The organism is Sulfitobacter indolifex, from assembly GCF_022788655.1.
GTDB lineage: Bacteria > Pseudomonadota > Alphaproteobacteria > Rhodobacterales > Rhodobacteraceae > Sulfitobacter > Sulfitobacter indolifex.
Genome location: NZ_CP084952.1, coordinates 265,332 through 281,596, shown reverse-complemented (window position 1 = coordinate 281,596; position 16,265 = coordinate 265,332). Strand labels below are relative to the sequence as shown.

The 16,265-nt window shown below is 55.5% G+C and carries 16 protein-coding genes and 1 pseudogene; 11 read left to right on the top strand and 6 right to left on the bottom strand.

Annotation, left to right across the window (positions count from 1 at the left end):
- The first annotated feature begins 1 nt into the window (after nucleotide 1).
- Nucleotides 2–1,225, top strand: coding sequence for a glycosyltransferase family 4 protein (locus DSM14862_RS17310; RefSeq protein WP_243254467.1), 1,224 nt, complete (start codon nucleotides 2–4; stop codon nucleotides 1,223–1,225).
- 479 nt (nucleotides 1,226–1,704) lie between these two features.
- Nucleotides 1,705–2,880, top strand: coding sequence for a nucleotide sugar dehydrogenase (locus tag DSM14862_RS17305; RefSeq protein WP_243254466.1), 1,176 nt, complete (start codon nucleotides 1,705–1,707; stop codon nucleotides 2,878–2,880).
- A 130-nt stretch (nucleotides 2,881–3,010) separates the two neighbouring features.
- On the opposite strand, the gene DSM14862_RS17300 is transcribed toward DSM14862_RS17305, so the two are convergent.
- The 3 genes and pseudogenes from DSM14862_RS17300 to DSM14862_RS17290 all read right to left on the bottom strand — a co-directional run bounded on the left by DSM14862_RS17300 (nucleotide 3,011) and on the right by DSM14862_RS17290 (nucleotide 6,249).
- Nucleotides 3,011–4,546 carry an IS3 family transposase gene (locus tag DSM14862_RS17300; RefSeq protein ID WP_243254465.1) on the bottom strand — a complete coding sequence of 512 codons (1,536 nt, stop codon included), beginning with the start codon at nucleotides 4,544–4,546 and terminating at the stop codon, nucleotides 3,011–3,013.
- Nucleotides 4,547–4,612: 66 nt separating this feature from the next.
- Nucleotides 4,613–5,043, bottom strand: a pseudogene (locus tag DSM14862_RS17295) (transposase); the annotation flags it as partial.
- A 285-nt stretch (nucleotides 5,044–5,328) separates the two neighbouring features.
- A complete protein-coding gene (locus DSM14862_RS17290; RefSeq protein ID WP_243254464.1) occupies nucleotides 5,329–6,249 on the bottom strand; it encodes a tyrosine-type recombinase/integrase in 921 nt (306 codons plus the stop codon).
- A gap of 34 nt (nucleotides 6,250–6,283) precedes the next feature.
- On the opposite strand from DSM14862_RS17290, the gene DSM14862_RS17285 reads away from it, so the two are divergent.
- Nucleotides 6,284–6,532 carry a helix-turn-helix domain-containing protein gene (locus tag DSM14862_RS17285; RefSeq protein WP_243254463.1) on the top strand — a complete coding sequence of 83 codons (249 nt, stop codon included), beginning with the start codon at nucleotides 6,284–6,286 and terminating at the stop codon, nucleotides 6,530–6,532.
- A gap of 7 nt (nucleotides 6,533–6,539) precedes the next feature.
- Nucleotides 6,540–6,938 carry a VanZ family protein gene (locus tag DSM14862_RS21950; protein ID WP_407705378.1) on the top strand — a complete coding sequence of 133 codons (399 nt, stop codon included), beginning with the start codon at nucleotides 6,540–6,542 and terminating at the stop codon, nucleotides 6,936–6,938.
- Nucleotides 6,939–7,119: 181 nt separating this feature from the next.
- Here DSM14862_RS21950 and DSM14862_RS17280 read toward each other — a convergent pair whose 3' ends face one another.
- The 3 genes from DSM14862_RS17280 to DSM14862_RS17270 are packed head-to-tail and all read right to left on the bottom strand — an operon-like array spanning nucleotide 7,120 to nucleotide 8,353.
- Nucleotides 7,120–7,353: an HGGxSTG domain-containing protein gene (locus DSM14862_RS17280; RefSeq protein WP_243254462.1), complete on the bottom strand. Its 234-nt coding sequence runs from the start codon at nucleotides 7,351–7,353 to the stop codon at nucleotides 7,120–7,122.
- Nucleotides 7,354–7,404: 51 nt separating this feature from the next.
- Complete coding sequence (locus DSM14862_RS17275) at nucleotides 7,405–7,986, bottom strand: hypothetical protein (protein WP_243254461.1); 582 nt, start codon at nucleotides 7,984–7,986, stop codon at nucleotides 7,405–7,407.
- Nucleotides 7,987–8,002: 16 nt separating this feature from the next.
- Nucleotides 8,003–8,353: a hypothetical protein gene (locus tag DSM14862_RS17270; RefSeq protein WP_243254460.1), complete on the bottom strand. Its 351-nt coding sequence runs from the start codon at nucleotides 8,351–8,353 to the stop codon at nucleotides 8,003–8,005.
- 345 nt (nucleotides 8,354–8,698) lie between these two features.
- Between DSM14862_RS17270 and DSM14862_RS17265 the strand changes: the two genes are divergently transcribed.
- From DSM14862_RS17265 to xylA, 7 genes are all read left to right on the top strand, one after another.
- Nucleotides 8,699–8,941 carry a type II toxin-antitoxin system CcdA family antitoxin gene (locus tag DSM14862_RS17265; protein WP_243254459.1) on the top strand — a complete coding sequence of 81 codons (243 nt, stop codon included), beginning with the start codon at nucleotides 8,699–8,701 and terminating at the stop codon, nucleotides 8,939–8,941.
- Nucleotides 8,941–9,237 carry a CcdB family protein gene (locus DSM14862_RS17260; RefSeq protein ID WP_243254458.1) on the top strand — a complete coding sequence of 99 codons (297 nt, stop codon included), beginning with the start codon at nucleotides 8,941–8,943 and terminating at the stop codon, nucleotides 9,235–9,237. The genes DSM14862_RS17265 and DSM14862_RS17260 overlap by 1 nt, the downstream gene beginning before the upstream one ends.
- A gap of 101 nt (nucleotides 9,238–9,338) precedes the next feature.
- Entirely contained in the window at nucleotides 9,339–9,590 is a 252-nt protein-coding gene (locus DSM14862_RS17255) for a hypothetical protein (protein WP_322790848.1), read from the top strand.
- Nucleotides 9,591–10,033: 443 nt separating this feature from the next.
- Entirely contained in the window at nucleotides 10,034–11,758 is a 1,725-nt protein-coding gene (ggt, locus tag DSM14862_RS17250; RefSeq protein WP_243254563.1) for a gamma-glutamyltransferase, read from the top strand.
- A 417-nt stretch (nucleotides 11,759–12,175) separates the two neighbouring features.
- Entirely contained in the window at nucleotides 12,176–13,555 is a 1,380-nt protein-coding gene (locus tag DSM14862_RS17245) for a coiled-coil domain-containing protein (protein ID WP_243254456.1), read from the top strand.
- Between the two features lie 351 nt (nucleotides 13,556–13,906).
- Nucleotides 13,907–14,965 carry a LacI family DNA-binding transcriptional regulator gene (locus tag DSM14862_RS17240; protein ID WP_243254455.1) on the top strand — a complete coding sequence of 353 codons (1,059 nt, stop codon included), beginning with the start codon at nucleotides 13,907–13,909 and terminating at the stop codon, nucleotides 14,963–14,965.
- The gene (xylA, locus tag DSM14862_RS17235) at nucleotides 14,962–16,257 is read left to right on the top strand and encodes a xylose isomerase (protein ID WP_243254453.1); all 1,296 of its coding nucleotides are present in this window, start codon (nucleotides 14,962–14,964) and stop codon (nucleotides 16,255–16,257) included. Before DSM14862_RS17240 ends, xylA begins: the two co-directional genes overlap by 4 nt.
- Nucleotides 16,258–16,265: the final 8 nt, after the last annotated feature.

Below are 16,265 nucleotides of genomic sequence, written 5' to 3'. Positions count from 1 at the left end.
AATGCACATTCTCTTCTTTACCGATAATTTCCCCCCAGAGGTCAATGCACCAGCAAGCAGAACGTATGAGCACGCTCGCGAATGGGCCTTGGCCGGGCACAAGGTCACGGTTATCACCTGCGCACCCAATTTCCCCAAAGGAGAGGTTTTCGCTGGCTATCGGAACAAGCTTTGGCAACGCGAGCAGATGGATGGGATCCATGTAGTCCGGGTATGGACGTATGTCACTAAAAACGAAGGATTTTTTCGGCGAATTTTGGATTATCAGAGCTACATGGTATCTAGCTTCTTAGCATCGCTCTTCATCCGAAGAGTTGACGTCGTCATAGGCACCTCGCCACAGTTTTTCGCAGCATGCGCCGCTTGGGCGAGCGCAGCTGTGAAGAGGCGGCCTTTTGTCTTTGAACTAAGGGACATCTGGCCCGAATCCATCCGCGCAGTCGGCGCCATGAAGAATAGCGCCGTTCTCGACTTCTTTGAAAAGGTGGAGCTTTTTCTCTACGCTCGTGCGCAAAAAGTTGTAGCTGTCACTCATTCCTTTCGTCATAATTTGGTCGGGCGTGGCATTGCTCCTGAGAAGGTCCAGGTGATAACGAACGGTGTCGATATGTCACGTTACTCAAGAATTCCGCGAGACTTAAGACTGGAGAATGCTTTAGGATTGAAAGATCGGTTTGTAGTCGGCTACATTGGCACCCATGGTATGGCCCACGCTCTGGAAACCCTATTAGATGCTGCATCTGAAATCCAAGCAGACCCCAGAACATCCGACGTCACTTTCTTATTTTTGGGTGATGGCGCTAATCGAGATAGGCTGATTACGCGAGCTGCTGAGTTGGGGTTAGAGAATGTAATTTTCCTCGAAAGTGTGCCCAAGGTTGACGTGCATAGATACTGGTCACTGCTTGATGCCTCTATCATTCATCTTAGAAAGACAGATCTTTTCAAGTCCGTAATTCCATCGAAACTCTTTGAGTGTATGGCGATGGGAATCCCAATTCTCCATGGTGTAGAAGGTGAGTCCGCTGATATCGTGGTAGAAAGGAGTATCGGCATGATCTTTGAACCTGAAAACAGCGCCGAACTCGTTGAGCGTGTATTGGAGCTGAAAACCAATGCCGAACTCCGAGCCTCACTTTCTGCCAATGGGCAGGCAGCCGCTCCAGATTTCAACAGGGCAACACTTGCAGCTGACATGTTAAATCTTCTGGAAGAACTCGCTTAGTTTTCTGACAGTTCTCGGCACGAAGAGTCCGATTTGTCAATGTAGATTGGCGCACCTCCGAATAACGATCGTTACCACCTTGGCCATTTGCGCAATGCGACAAAACGATTAGTTCAGATATTGACCCGAAAACTTAATGTCCATCGGATGCGCAACACCTTTGAGTTTTTTCAACGCGGCCAATGCATGATGAGCCCTTAGGAAGCAATCAGGAGGCAACTTTCCAATTTTGGTTTCTCGGCCAAACAAGCGGGGGTTGGGGGGGTAATCGTCATACTTGTGGGCGTCATTCGGGCAAGCAAACAATCCCGCAGATTAGAGTCTAAATTGGCAGCTAATTCGGCGAGGATGACTTAGTCCGCTATATGTGCGACTACGCGCGAGAGAAGGACGCGAAGCCGTGATTTTTGAGTTGGTTTCATTATTTAACTTAACCCACCACAAGAGTACATCTTTGGTTGCGAAGACAGGAGAGGCGCGTGTCTATCTATGAAATTGCCGTCGCAGGCATCGGCTATGTGGGCCTCTCAAATGCGGTGCTCCTGGCCCAGAATAATCCGGTTACGGCGGTCGATGTCAGCCCTGACCGGGTGGCGCAGCTGAATGCGGGCCAGAGCCCGATCGTCGATGCGGAGATCGAGCAGTATCTGCGCGACAAACCCTTGACCCTCACCGCCACCACAGACGCCGCGAAAGCCTATGCGGGCGCCGATTTCGTGGTTGTGGCGACGCCCACGAATTACGACCCCATCGAGAACACCTTTGATACCTCCAGCGTTGAGGCGGTGATCCGTGAGGTATTGGCGGTCAATGAGCATGCATTGATCGTCATTAAATCCACTGTGCCAGTGGGCTATACCGCGCGAATCTCGGACGAACTCGACTGCGATCGGATCATCTTCAGCCCGGAATTTCTGCGGGAGGGCAAGGCGCTTCATGACAACCTCTACCCCTCGCGCATCGTCGTCGGCGAACGCTCCGCGCGGGCCGAGACCTTTGCCCAAATACTGGCCGAAGGGGCGCTGCGTGAAGACATTCCAATTCTCTTTACTGATGCCTCCGAGGCCGAGGCGATCAAGCTCTTCGCCAATACCTATCTTGCGATGCGGGTTGCCTATTTCAACGAGCTCGACAGCTATGCCATGAGCCACGGCATGGACAGTCGGCAGATCATAGAAGGTGTCAGTCTCGACCCGCGGATCGGGTCACATTACAATAATCCCTCCTTCGGTTATGGCGGCTATTGCCTGCCCAAAGACAGCAAGCAACTCTTGGCGAATTACTCCGAGGTGCCGCAGAACATGATCCGCGCCATCGTCGACGCCAATCGGACGCGGAAGGATTTCATCGCAGATCAGATCCTCGCGCGGCGTCCAAGCCGCGTCGGTGTCTACCGGCTGGTGATGAAGGCCGGGTCGGACAATTTCCGTCAAAGTTCAATCCAGGGCGTGATGAAGCGGATCAAGGCCAAGGGCATCGAAGTGGTGGTCTATGAGCCGGAACTGCAGGAAGAACATTTTTTCGGCTCGAAGGTGATGCATGACCTTGCCGCCTTTAAGGCCGAGAGCGATGTGATCCTCGCCAACCGCAATACCAGTGAACTCGACAATGTCGCCGACAAGGTGTTTACCCGGGATCTGTTCGGGTCGGATTGAACTCGTTTAATGTTACCCAAGAGTTGCCCCATGCTCCTATTAGCCCAAGAGCATTCCGAACTGCTCCCAATGTGTTGATTGTCACTGAGAACTGACCCAGTGGGGGTGCGGACAAAAAGTTGGACTGTTTTCACGGCATAAGGCCGAGGCTTTTACGGTACTCGATTGGGCTTTTGCCACCAAGGGACATCTTGATGCGCGTTTCGTTATACCAACGGATGTAGGCGTCAACCTCGTCGATAAACTGGGCCACGGTGAAGGCTCGCCAATCGCGAGGATAGAAGAACTCAGTCTTCAGGCGTCCGAAGAAGCCTTCACATGCGGCATTGTCTTGCGAGCTCGCCTTTCGTGACATCGAGCGAACGAGCTTCGCTGCGTCGATACGTTCCAGCCAGCCAGGCCAGCGATAGTGGCCTCCGCCGTCGCTGTGGACGATGGGCCGCGCTTCGCTGTCAGCGATGGTCTCTACTGCTGCATCAAGCATGGTATTTACGAGGTCGGCATCCGGTCTGGTCCCTATGGTCCAACTTATGACGAGGCCGTCGAAGCAATCAATGATCGGGGAAAGATAGACTTTACCTGCTCGGATGTGGAACTCAGTGATATCGGTTAGCCATTTCTCATTTGGCGCTGCCGCCTGGAATTCCCGGTTGATGATATTCTCCGGTGCAGGGCTAATCTCTCCCAGATATGAGCTGTACCGCCGCCGCTTCGGCTTTGGGACGATCAGAGCTTCCTGTTTCATCAGGCGCCGCACCACTTTTTCGGAGATCGAGATGGATTCCCGCGTCATATATGCTTTGAGGCGACGGTACCCGTAGCAGCGATGGTTGCTTTCGAAAGCTTCCTTCATGGCGTATCGAATGGGAAGATACTTATCTTCCAGATTCATGCGAGCGCGGTGGTAAAAGTAAGAGCTGCGCGCGAGACCGAGCCGAGCCAACAGCGCTGGTGTCTTATACCGGTTTTTTAGGGCGACGATAAGCATGGTCTTTTCCCGATTGCTCAGGCTCCGCAGATCGCCGCCAAGTTCCTTTTTTATCATTTCACTCGCAGTCTTGAGCAAATCATGCTCAATCTGTAGTTCGCGGATGTCGCGCTGCAGGGCTTCACGCTGACGCTCCAACTCTTCAAGCTCTGGGTGAAGGGCGCTCTTCTTGCGTTTCATCATGGCAGGAGCCTCCGGGCCAAGGATCTGAGTTTTCCAAGCATAGAGCGTCGGCCGACTAACTCCGAACTTTTCGGCCAGGGCCAGGGCACTTTCTTGACGACTATATAGCCCGACCACAGCAGCCTGCTTCACGGCGTCAGAGTGATTTCCTGGACCATATGTCGCATTGGAGACCGTCTTCGTGTCAGGAAAGGTCTCGCGCACCCAAGCAGTCAGGGTGGCTCGGCCAGGATAGCCTAAAGCGCGCAGCGTCCATGAGATGCAGCGGCCATGGGTAGCATAATGCTCTAACGCGACCTGCTTCTGTGCCGTCGAAAACTTAGGCGTGCGCGGCACCGATCGTATCGGCAAGTCCTGCAGACGTTGGTATTCTCGATGCCACCCTTTCAGGGCGTTCTTCGTTGGATACCCCAACTCACGGATGGTGGCCTGCACGCGCTTGCCGAGCTTGATATAAAGCTTAACCGCGCGCAGTCGTTCTTCGTAGCTGTACATGGACTATCTCCACAATAGTCCAACTTTTCGTCCGCACCCCCACCGGGTCAGTTCTCAATGACAATCAACATGTGATCCCTCAACCGTACGAATGATCTCAAGTTTCTCGGTTGCTGGATACCTCATTCCTCGAACTCCCCAGCACCTGTCATGCTTTTTTTGAGCAGACGGATCTCAAGGGTTAGGTCAGCCACGCATTCCTTCAGAGCCATGGCCTCGGATCGCAGATCCTTCACCTCAGGCGATGTCGCCTGACGCGCTGTGTCGCCGGAAAGTCGACGCTTTCCAGCCTCAAGGAATTCCTTCGACCAAGTATAATACAGGCTGTCAGAGATACCCTCGCTGCGACATAACGCAGAGATGCTTTCCTCCCCGCGCAATCCGGCCAAAACAATGCGGATCTTCTCCTCCGCCGAGTAGGTCTAGCGGGTCTTGCGGCGGATGTTTTTGACCAGCTTGTCAGCTGCATCTTTCGATGTTCCGGGCTTCTTGTTCATCTACGCTCCTTAAAGGCTACGATGAACCAGAAACCCTCCGTTGTTCAAATCATCAAATCTGTCCCACAGGTGCTGACGTCAGACACCGAACCTATATGCCCGCCCACAGTGGCAGCAGAACTTTTGCGGCAAACTTGGCCCGTCTACCGGCGGTCTGTGGAGAGTGGGGATGAACGGCCTCTGTTCGATTTTTTGAAGGCTTTCGACCAGGGCTTGGAGATGTCGTTAGGTGAGCGCGCCGTTACGCGGCGATTGGCGCAGGTCATCAGTTGCATTCGGAGCAAGCTAAAGCCATACATTGCACTCAGCATTTTCCAAATAACGCGTGAGAACATTAATCGACTTCCACCCGCCGGCGCGCATGATCGCAGCAGTATCGTGACCTGCCTTCAGCAGGTCTTGAGCGGCGCCGACGCGCATCGAATGCCCGCTGAAATCACCGACCTCGCACGGATTGAGCCCCGCATTCGTTGCCGCTGACTTGATCAAGTGTTTAACGGTCGTGTCGCTCAGATGCCGGTTCTGAGCATGACCCTGATAAATTGGGCAGAAGAGCGGCTCAAACTCATAGCCACGCCAGTCGAGCCATTCGGCTACAAGCTTCCCCGTTCGCCTCGACGTGAAGGCAATGCGGCCGTAGCCCGCAGGGTCTGCCTTGCCGCGTCGGATCAGGACGCGGAGCGTTCCATCCGAGCGAAATTCAACCTCACCTACCGTGATTGCAACCAACTCAGACCGCCGCGTCAGGAGGTCATAGCCCAATGAGAGCATGGCTCTGTTGCGCAAGCCCCAAGGGTTATCAGGTTGGATGGCAAGAAATTTTTCGAGATAGTCTTTCGTCATACCTTTCGCCTGTCGGGGCCGCGAAGTTTTGCCGCGGCGAATGCGCCGGAAGGTGAGGTTGATGTCTTCGTCAAAGGTTGGATCGGGCAGTCGTAGAAGCTGGTGAACCTTTCGGATGGCATACACCCGCCTGCGTACCGTCGAAGGGGCGAAGCGGCCCTGATCTAGCAAAAACGCGCAGACGGTATCGACGCTTCCGGGAAATGGCGTCCGCTCGCTCAGCGCGCACCACTGGGTGTAAGTTTCGATGTCGGCGTGATAGGCCCGCATGGTAGACGCCGCATAGGCTCCATCAAGGCGCTTGAATTCGGCACGCCAGTCATGGACTGTGTGGTTAAGATGGGAGGGGTCTAAATATGACATATGGCACTTTTAGATCCATTTAGAGGGTTTGTCAATGATAACAGGCGCCCAGATCAGATCTGCTCGGCATGCTTTAAAAGTAAGCGTCGAAAAGCTTTCAAAATTGAGTGGTGTGAGTGTCCGTACCATTAAAAGAATGGAAACGGATAACGGCGTACCTAATAGTAACGCGCCGAACATCGCCGCAGTAAAGGCGGCTCTTGAAGCCGCCGGCATCGAATTCATTGGCGCGCCGGACGACGGCCCCGGCATCCGCATCCGCGCGCCTAAAGCGTTGAGATAATTTTTACATGTCCAGTTTTCGAGTGGCTGCCTTTGCCGCAAAACGTCGACGATTAGTTGTAATCTGGCTGACGATTAGCTTGATGGTCAGCATCGCAATATTGACCCTCATTCCTATAAACGTCCCCACTAACGCCCCCGGGTCCGATAAAACCCATCACCTGCTAGCGTTTGCGGCCTTAACTCTGCCCTGCGCCGCCCTCTATCCGAAGGCGCTGTTTCGGGTGGCGCTCGCGGCGGCTGTTTTTGGGGCAGCAATCGAGGTCATCCAACCTTATGTTGGCCGCCAAGGTGAGGTCGCGGACCTTGTCGCCGATGTGCTGGGCATTGCCATGGGTGCAACGCTTGGCCTCCTCCTACACTGCGGATGTAGAACGCGTACAGCGTCTCGCGCTATAAGCTCCTGACCCAGCTTTCTGCTGCTGATCGAAGCGTAGGTTTACTGCCTGTGCGGGAACGCCCTCTTCCTTTCTTATAGTGAATTTCTTGAAACTTGCGAGCACCCGAGCAAACGATGTTCAGCGCCGCGCACCGCACTAGTGTTCGGCAGCTTTATTTTCTTTAGGCTGCGCTAGAGTGCTCGCGCGGCTACATCTTCTCGATGAGCTCTTTGCCCTTCCGCAGCAGGTCGCGAACATGCTTTCGCTGCGCCAACGCTTCTTTCGTATAGAGGCCATGTTTCAGCGCGTTTTGATTGCCGCGCGGGGCGCCCGAGCCTGTCGCGCCGCCATGCATTCGGCAGCGGGTTTTGCCTGAGAGGGCAGGGGCCTGACATCGGGTCCCCTTGCGGGTTTTGGCGCCGCATCTCGGGCTCTGGCGCATCGGCGCTGTGTTTCGCGGGTGTGTCGTTGTTATTTACTCGGACCGGCTACGTTAGGGCGCCCTCTTCTTCGCTGCTTTGGTGGGTGTGGACACATCCTTCATATGGTCAATGGGTTCGGCGTCGTGCAAATCTTTATCACCGCGCCGCCCCGTCTCAACATTGCCGACCACTGCCTGTCCGCCGGGATGCACATGTACATGTTCGACAGTAACTTTTTGCCGACCTTTGCCGCGATGCTTATCAAGAGCGGCCAGCTGCTGGGTGTAGAGGGCCATTAGTTTATGAGCATGCTTGAGCGCCATATCGCGGCCCACGGTTGTTTGATTTTCGTTTGCTGCGCGCCTGAGGCAATCCAATGCCGCTGAATGGGTGCCTACCATTTGCGCCGCCAACATGCTCTCCGCACTGCCATCTGGTTTCAGATCCTCGTAAAGGTCTAGAGCGCGGAGGATGCGCGCGGACATTTCCTCCTCACTCAAAATTTCTGGGAGCCATAGGAGTTCGACAATCTCATGCAGTTTGCGGGCTTCTATCTGCTGGTCAGAAGCGTCTAACGCCCCGCGCGCCGAAAGGATTTCTCCCACCGGCAATCGGGAGCCGTTCTGCTTCGGCTTCGAGGATTTATTAACCATGCTTCGATCCTGCGCTTTATCCAAGCCAAAGCAAGGGGCAATATCTACTGTGCTTGGGGTTGAATTGGATTTTTTGGGTGTCTCCTCCCCCCCAACCCAGTAACCGCCGATAACGTGCAACATCGGCGCAGCGCGCGTGGACAGGCGCAACAACGCTCAGACATGGGTCATGGGAGGCGCTACTCTTGGCGCCCTTGGGATCAAGCTCAGCTCGTAGGGTTTCGGCGAGGTTAAAAAAACATCCCTCACCCTTGATCACCACGATGATCATCATTTCTTCGAGGTCGATATGACCATCATCGGGGGAAGGGCGGATAACAAAGTCGCCACCCTGCGCAAGGGGGAGGCTGTAGAATAGCCAGAACATGCGCCAAGCTCCTGTAAGCGGAATAGGGACATCTCTCTGGCTGCCTGATCTTAGGCCAAAGGGCGGCGTGGGCGTTTACCGAGAATATCAACACATCTCTTAGAATACGAAGCTTGCTCTACGTTAAAGCTCGCATGAGCTGCACCTTGGAAGTGTTTGTTGAATATTCGGAATTTCCAATGATGCGCCATGGGTCAAGGTGGTTTTCACCCCGCGTCATGGCAGTTTCTGACCCTTGAGCATTGTAAGGGGGCAGAGCTGATCATATGGAAACATGCGTGTGCCCCAACGCCATTGCCATACACACTGCCTATGTGTATATTTAATGTGATACAGGAGAATGGCATGCAGACCACAACTGAGAAGCAGCGTACAAACATCACCCTGACGGTGGAAAATCTCACCGCCGCGCGGGAGTTGGGCCTGAACGTGTCCGCGATCAGCGATGCTGCAGTCGGAGAAGCGGTGCTGGCGGCGCGGGCCGCGGCCTGGGCCGCGGACAACGCGTCGGCGATCTCAGAGCGCCGCGCTTGGATTGAAGCCCATGGGATGCCGCTGGCAGACCTGCAGGTGCTGCGACTCGACTGATGGCGCAGTTTCAAGTCTATCGGGTATCCAACGGGCAGCTTGTGCTCGACCTCCAGACGGATCTGATCGACACCGGGTCCCGCGTCGTCGCACCTTTGATCCCGATTTCAGCCGGGCCAAAGGTTATCGGACGCTTGGAGCCAGTGTTCGAGATTGAGGGCGATGCCCATGCCCTGCACACTGCGGAGATGGCGGCGATCCCCTCCCCGCTGCTCAAAGGCCCCCCCATCGCAGATCTTTCCGCATCCGACTATGAAATCCGGGGCGCCCTCGACATGGTCGTCTCAGGGTTCTGAGCAGGCCTGGTTTGCCGGCCCCTTCCGCCACAGGTTGCCGTTTTTGGACCGGCCTGCCGAAAAAGTATCAACTGAAGAATCCGGGGCGGATAGGTCTTTTGTTGAGCCCTATCAACGTCGGTACCGGGATCGATGTCTCGATCAATCAACGGGCGCAAATGGTGGCCAAGGTTGACGGCTTTGCGGGACGCATTACCAATGACCTAAGCAAACCTGACGGCACCTTGCAGAAGTTGATCGACGTAAGCCGCGAGGCCGATCTGGGATTGCGCACTCGAAGATGGATTTCGAGGCTGGTTTATTTGGAACCCGAGCGGCATCCGACACAGGGCTTTGGCCGCTGTCGCGCATAATCTATCCAAAACAGGTCCCCAAACTGATAGGAGGAAGGTCTGCTTCAGGCTTCGGCTCAGCGGTTGTCGTCTCGCAATACGACCGGTTTTGATCTCCGGGTCATCGGTTCAAAGCCTAAACACAGCATGGCTGTGTTGCGCATTTCCCGAGGGTTCAACGGCTGAGTGGCGCGGACCGCTTAAATTTAGTGCGGCCTGTCCGCGAGCCTGCCCCGGGCGGCCCATTTCGCGCGTCGCACTCGTCGGCACGCTAAATCAATTGCTTCGTCGCGATTAGGATCAGCAAGGCCATACAGACTAAGGATTTTGCGGATCGCATATTGGCGGCTCCTTACTCTATGGGACACCCAGTCCTAGCAAAACCGGTCTCAGTACCCTACAGTTGCACTTTTTACGAGAAACAGCGAGCCTTAAGCCACGCAAACGCAAATGGGAGGATTATGATGAGACAGCTTATCAACGGCGCACTATGCCTGACAATGTCGACAGCCCCTGCACTTCATGCCCAAGAAGCAGCGATTTTTTCCGGGAATGACCGCGTTCACCCCGACTATGCCGAAAACGGTATGGTGTCGGCGCAAGAGGCCGTGGCGGCACAAATTGGGCTTGATATACTCGAAGCGGGCGGCAACGCCATTGACGCAGGCGTGGCCGTGGCTTTCGCATTGGCTGTAACCTTGCCGCGCGCAGGCAATATTGGGGGCGGCGGGTTCATGATCGTCCATGACGCAGAAACGGGCGAGACAAAGGCCATAGACTATCGCGAAATGGCCCCCTCATCCGCCGACCGTGATATGTACCTCGACGATGAAGGCAACGCCGACAGCGAGCTTTCGCGCTTTACAGGGCTTGCGGTCGGGGTGCCGGGAACCGTTGCTGGCATGCAGATGGCGTTGGAAAAATACGGCAGCATGACGCTTGCCGAAGTGCTCGAACCGGCCATCGCCCTTGCGCGTGATGGCATCGCCGTCACGCCCGGCCTTGCTGACAGCCTCAAAGGGCTTGAAGACCGGCTGAAGAAATGGCCGACGTCTGAGAGCATCTTTTACAAAGAAGGCGGCGGTTTCTATGAGCCCGGCGAGACCCTTGTGCAGGCGGACCTTGCAAATACCTTGCAAAAGATCGCCGATGAAGGGCCTGACGGATTTTATAAAGGTGAGACCGCAGCAAAGATTGCTGACGCCGTACAGGCTGCTGGTGGGCGCATCACGGTTGAGGATATGGCAAACTACAAGCCGGTCCTACGTGACCCGGTGCGCGGCACTTACCGAGGCTATGAGATCGTTTCAATGCCACCGCCCAGCTCTGGCGGGGCGCATATCATCCAGATCCTGAACGTTCTAGAAGACTACCCGATCTCGTTCCTTGGTCACAACACGGCTGACACGATCCATCTCATGGCCGAAGCGATGAAACGGGCTTATGCGGATCGTTCAGAATATCTTGGCGATAGTGATTTCGTGGATGTACCGCTGAGCGAGATCACGTCTAAGGCCTACGCCGAGGATATTCGCGGAAAAATCAGCCTCAATGCAGCGACACCGTCGAGCAGCATTAAGCCGGGTGAGCTTGCCCCTTACGAGTCTGACCAAACCACGCATTTTTCGATCGTGGACAAGGATGGCAACGCCGTTTCCAACACCTATACGATCAACTTTTCCTATGGGTCTGGAATGGTCGCTGACGGCACCGGCATTCTTATGAACAATGAGATGGATGATTTCGCGGCTAAGCCCGGTGTGCCCAATGCCTATGGCCTAATCGGCGGCGATGCCAATGCGGTAGAGGGTGGTAAACGCCCGCTTTCTTCTATGTCGCCCACAATTGTGATGAAGGACGGAGAAGTCTTCATGGTCACCGGTTCACCCGGCGGCTCGCGCATTATCACCACCACGTTGCAGGTCATCATGAATGTCATCGACCACGGGATGAACATTGCCGAGGCTTCCTTCGCGCCGCGTATTCACCATCAATGGTTGCCCGACGAAATTCGGATTGAAGAGGGGGTCAATCTCGACACGGTGGGCCTGCTTGAGCAACGGGGCCATAACGTCAGTGAGAAGTCGGTGATGGGGTCAACGCAGTCGATCCTCGTGGACCGTGAAAGCGGCTATCTGTTTGGCGCGTCAGACCCACGGCGCGTCGACGCGGCGACCCTTGGGCACTGATTAGTAAAAAGTCAGCCTCGGCGTCTGCGCCGGGGCGCACTCGAAAACTTTCGATACGAAAGCCCGATATAGTGTCGACCGCCCCCTCAGTGCGGGCAGTCAGGTCGCGCAAATATAATAATCAGAGACCGTAGCTTGCTAAAAATTTGAACCAGGATCTGCGACAAAGGGGGTGACATCACGCGGCCTTGAGCTAGCTTCAAACCCAGAATGGGAGTTACGTCTATGGCCGATAATTTGGATCAAACTGAAACGATTGACAGCAAAAAGAATGGCGCAAACCGCACTGGTCTCATCGCCTTGGCCGTGATCGCAGCGGTCGGCTGGGGTTGGGGTATTTACGGCGCGACGAACCGCTCCTCGCTTGAAGATGAAATGGCACGCCAAGTCGAGGCCGCGACCCTTCAACGCGATGAAGTGGCAGCCTCACTCGCCGCATTGAAGACGGCGTCAGGAGAACTGACCGATATTCAGTCGCGTATCGAGAGCTCAAGCGGTGACCTTGCGGGACTTGATGAGCGGCGAGAGTCGGCGATGGCGGAGTTTGATAAAGAATTGGCAGCGCTGGCAGAGCAGCGCACAGACGCGGAAACAGCTCTGTCTACTGAACTGACCGGGATGACGGCGCAGATCGAAGCGGCGCGTCAAGACTTTGAAAGCGAACTTGCGGCGCTGGCCGAACGCCGTGATGTCGCATTGACCGAAGCCGAAAATGTCGAAGCATCCCTAAACGAGGCGAACAATCAGCTAGCGCAGTCGACGGCTCAACTTGAAAGCCAGCGCTCTACCCTGAGCGGCTTAGATCAGGAAATCGCAAATCGCGAAGCCAGACGTGAAGAGACGCAGACGGCTCTTACTGAAGTCATGAAAGAAGTTGAGACGGTAGGCGCGCGCTTGAAAGAAGCGCGAGACCAAGAAAGCACCCTTCGCGAAACGCTGAGTGCCTTGCAGGCGGAAGCAGCAACCCTGTCGAAAGAACTGGCAGAGGCGGAAACACGTATCCAGCAAGCCCGCAGCACAGAAGCGCAAGCTCAAGAAAAGTCGGCGGAAATCTCAAGCAGTGTCGCGGAGCTTGAGGATCGGAAGCAACAGCTGGAGAGTGAACTCTCTGAGCTTGATCTGCGCAGTTCTGACCTACGATCCGATGTCTCCGCTGCCGAAGAGCAGCGCACAAATGTGCAAACGGAACTCAAGGACATGACCGCCCTTCTTCAGACGCGTTCTGATGAACTGCTGAAGGTTGAGCAGCGCATCATTGAACAGCAGGACGCAGCTGACAGCGCGACGGCTGAACCGGCGGAAACTCCAAGCGGCGATCCCGAAGCTTCCACTACCACTGAGGAACAGAATGCTGCCCCGCAGATAGAAGACAGCGGCACATCGGCAGACCCGTCCGATGAGGACACCGCCGAGGCGACGCCTTCTGGTGTGGACGGTGTGTCACCTAACCAAGCTGCGCAGTCGCAATCGGACCGCGCTGACGCTGAACAAAGCACGAAAGCCACCATCGAACCCGGCACCTACCGCACGGGTGATATTTTGGCTCACTTTGAAGCCGACGGGACATTCAATATGCGCAACGAGCAGAGCGGGGATAATGTAGCTGGCGAATATTTCCTCGAGGCTGAAGTTGTCACGCTGTCAAGCCCGGTGGGTGCTCTGCGACAAGGCGTCAACTTTCCGCTGCGTTGTGTTGTAGAGCCGGATGGAGAGGCCTTTATTCTTCGTGCATTCGGTCCCGAAGGGCTCGCCTGCGGCCCCCTTACTGATGCGGCCTATGCTAAAGCACAGCCGTAAGAATCAGTTAAAAAGAAGATCGGCGAGAGTTGCGTTTAAGGGCACCTCTCGCCGACAGCCGCGTAAGTAAACGGGGATATCGTAGATGGCCAGTTAGGAAGGCAGTCCACTTTTGCATTCCTCAAAACGGCCGCGGTTTGAAGTTATCCTAATCCGACGACACATTCCTGTTCGCATGAATTGACGCAACAAATCCTTTAAAAACTGGCATCGTCAGATACAGGCAGACCTCAATTGGGCGCCGAAATTGATCGACGTCGATCAAAAATGATTGACGTCGATCAAAAACTCCATCTAAATGACCCTCAGTTGCGTCGACTGGGAGGTTCGGCGCGGGGGAGGGGAGAGTTCATGCCAAGTCCAACGCTAAGCGATGTCGCCCGCGCTGCCGGTGTGAGCTATGCCACCGCCGACCGAGTTATCAATAACCGAGGCAACGTTGCTGAGAAATCCTCAGAAAAGGTCCGCAAGGCCGTGGCCGCGCTTGGCTATGTGCGCAATATCGCGGCTGCCAATCTGTCGCGTGGTCGCGTTTATAGACTCGCCTTCTTGATCCCGCAGGGCACGAATGCATTCTTTGAACGGATCCATCAGCACATTATCCTTACCGCCGAACATCAACAGCGTGAGTGCGTCACGGTCGAGGTCATCAAGGTGGCGGCCTTTGCTGTGGAAGGGCTTCAGGAAAGTATCTTGGCCCTGCTCGAACGGGACATTGACGGTATCGCCATCGTCGGGCTGCAAAGCGCCGCGCTTGAGGCGCCTTTGGCGGAGTTGCGGACGCGAGGGGTGGCCGTGGTTGGGCTTGTATCGGACTTGCCGCAGACTTCGCGCGCGGCCTATATCGGCATCGATAACATCGCAGCCGGACGCACGGCAGCCCGCACTGTCGGCCTGTCGCATGGCGGCAATAGCGGACGTGTTCAGACCTTTGTCGGCTCAATGGAAGCCCGCGACCACGCCGAGCGACTCTCGGGGTTTCGTGAGGTTCTAGAAGCTGACTTCCCTTTCATAGAAGTGCTTGACCCAATCATGACCAAAGATGACGCGCTTGTGCTGCAAGCGCAGACGCAAGAGCTGCTGTCAAATCCTAAGCTCACCGCGCTTTACAACGTGGGGGCAGGCAACAGCGGCCTCATCAGGGCACTTCAGAAAGCTAAAGGCAAGCGACCCTTCTGCGTGGTGCACGAACTTGTCGCCCATTCGCGCCAAGCGCTGCTCGAGCGCCATATCGATCTGGTGATAGATCAGCGCCCGGACGTGGAGATTAACCGCGCCTTTACAGTGCTGCGTGCCCTGATTGACGAAAAAGATTTGCCACCAATGCCGGACCTCGTGCCGACAATCTATGTGCGGGACAATTTACCCGCTGACACATTGACCGATAAGATGAAGGCCCAAGACACATGAGTGATTTCTTCAAAGATATTAAGCCACTTTCCTATGATCCAGACGGGTCTGACTTGGGCTTTCGCCATTACAACCCCGACGAAGTGTTTATGGGCAAGCGGATGGAAGACCATCTGCGTTTTGCCGTGGCCTACTGGCATTCCTTCGCATGGCCCGGCGGTGACCCCTTTGGGGGGCAGACTTTTGACCGCCCATGGTTCGGCGAGACGATGGACATGGCGCGCCTCAAGGCCGATGTGGCCTTTGAGATGTTCGAATTGCTGAACGCGCCTTACTACTGCTGGCACGATGCTGACATTCGCCCCGAAGGCGATACCTTTGCCGAGGGCCTGCGGAATTTTGAAGAGATCATCGACTATCTCGGCACAAAGATGGAGAGCTCGAAAACCAAGTTGCTTTGGGGCACGGCGAACCTTTTTGGCAACCGGCGCTTCATGTCGGGTGCTGCCACCAACCCCGACCCCGAGGTGTTTGCTTGGTCCGCTGCCACGGTCAAAGCCTGCATGGATGCGACCCACAAGCTGGACGGTCAGAATTATGTTCTTTGGGGCGGGCGCGAGGGCTATGAGACCTTGCTGAATACCGACCTCAGACGCGAACGCCAGCAGGCGGGGCGGTTCTTGCAGATGGCGGTAGAGTATAAGCACAAGATCGGCTTCAAAGGCGCCATTCTGGTAGAGCCGAAACCGCAGGAGCCGACCAAGCATCAGTACGATTTCGATGTCGCCACCGTCTATGGCTTCCTCAAGGAGTTCGGGCTGGAAGACGAGGTTCAGATGAACATCGAACAGGGCCACGCGATCCTTGCCGGCCATTCGTTCGAGCATGAATTGGCGCTGGCCTCCTCACTGGGCATTTTCGGTTCCATCGATATGAACCGCAACGACTACCAGTCGGGCTGGGACACGGATCAATTCCCAAACAACGTGCCCGAAGTGGCGCTGGCCTATTATGAGGTGCTCAAAGCGGGCGGCTTTACCACCGGGGGCACCAATTTTGACGCGAAGCTTCGGCGGCAATCGCTTGACCCGGTTGATCTGGTCGCGGCCCATGCAGGCGCGATGGACGTCTGCGCAAGGGGGTTTAAAGCCGCCGCCGCGATGCTGGAGGATGGCACACTCGAGGCCATGCGTGATGAACGCTACGCGGAGTGGGATAAACCCGAAGCCAAAGCGATGCTGGAAGGTGATCTCGCGTCCATCGCGGCGCAGGTTGCCAAAGACGGCATCAACCCGCAGCCCCGTTCGGGCCGGCAAGAAATTCTAGAGAACATCGTGAACCGGTTCGTTTGAACCGGGGA

Coding starts and splice junctions, on each gene's coding strand:
- DSM14862_RS17310 (WP_243254467.1), top strand. CDS start 2: ATGCACATTCTCTTCTTTACCGATAATTTCCCCCCAGAGGTCAATGCA.
- DSM14862_RS17300 (WP_243254465.1), bottom strand. CDS start 4,546: ATGTACAGCTACGAAGAACGACTGCGCGCGGTTAAGCTTTATATCAAG.
- DSM14862_RS17290 (WP_243254464.1), bottom strand. CDS start 6,249: ATGTCATATTTAGACCCCTCCCATCTTAACCACACAGTCCATGACTGG.
- DSM14862_RS17285 (WP_243254463.1), top strand. CDS start 6,284: ATGATAACAGGCGCCCAGATCAGATCTGCTCGGCATGCTTTAAAAGTA.
- DSM14862_RS21950 (WP_407705378.1), top strand. CDS start 6,540: ATGTCCAGTTTTCGAGTGGCTGCCTTTGCCGCAAAACGTCGACGATTA.
- DSM14862_RS17280 (WP_243254462.1), bottom strand. CDS start 7,353: ATGCGCCAGAGCCCGAGATGCGGCGCCAAAACCCGCAAGGGGACCCGA.
- DSM14862_RS17275 (WP_243254461.1), bottom strand. CDS start 7,986: ATGGTTAATAAATCCTCGAAGCCGAAGCAGAACGGCTCCCGATTGCCG.
- DSM14862_RS17270 (WP_243254460.1), bottom strand. CDS start 8,353: ATGTTCTGGCTATTCTACAGCCTCCCCCTTGCGCAGGGTGGCGACTTT.
- DSM14862_RS17265 (WP_243254459.1), top strand. CDS start 8,699: ATGCAGACCACAACTGAGAAGCAGCGTACAAACATCACCCTGACGGTG.
- DSM14862_RS17260 (WP_243254458.1), top strand. CDS start 8,941: ATGGCGCAGTTTCAAGTCTATCGGGTATCCAACGGGCAGCTTGTGCTC.
- ggt (WP_243254563.1), top strand. CDS start 10,034: ATGAGACAGCTTATCAACGGCGCACTATGCCTGACAATGTCGACAGCC.
- DSM14862_RS17240 (WP_243254455.1), top strand. CDS start 13,907: ATGCCAAGTCCAACGCTAAGCGATGTCGCCCGCGCTGCCGGTGTGAGC.
- xylA (WP_243254453.1), top strand. CDS start 14,962: ATGAGTGATTTCTTCAAAGATATTAAGCCACTTTCCTATGATCCAGAC.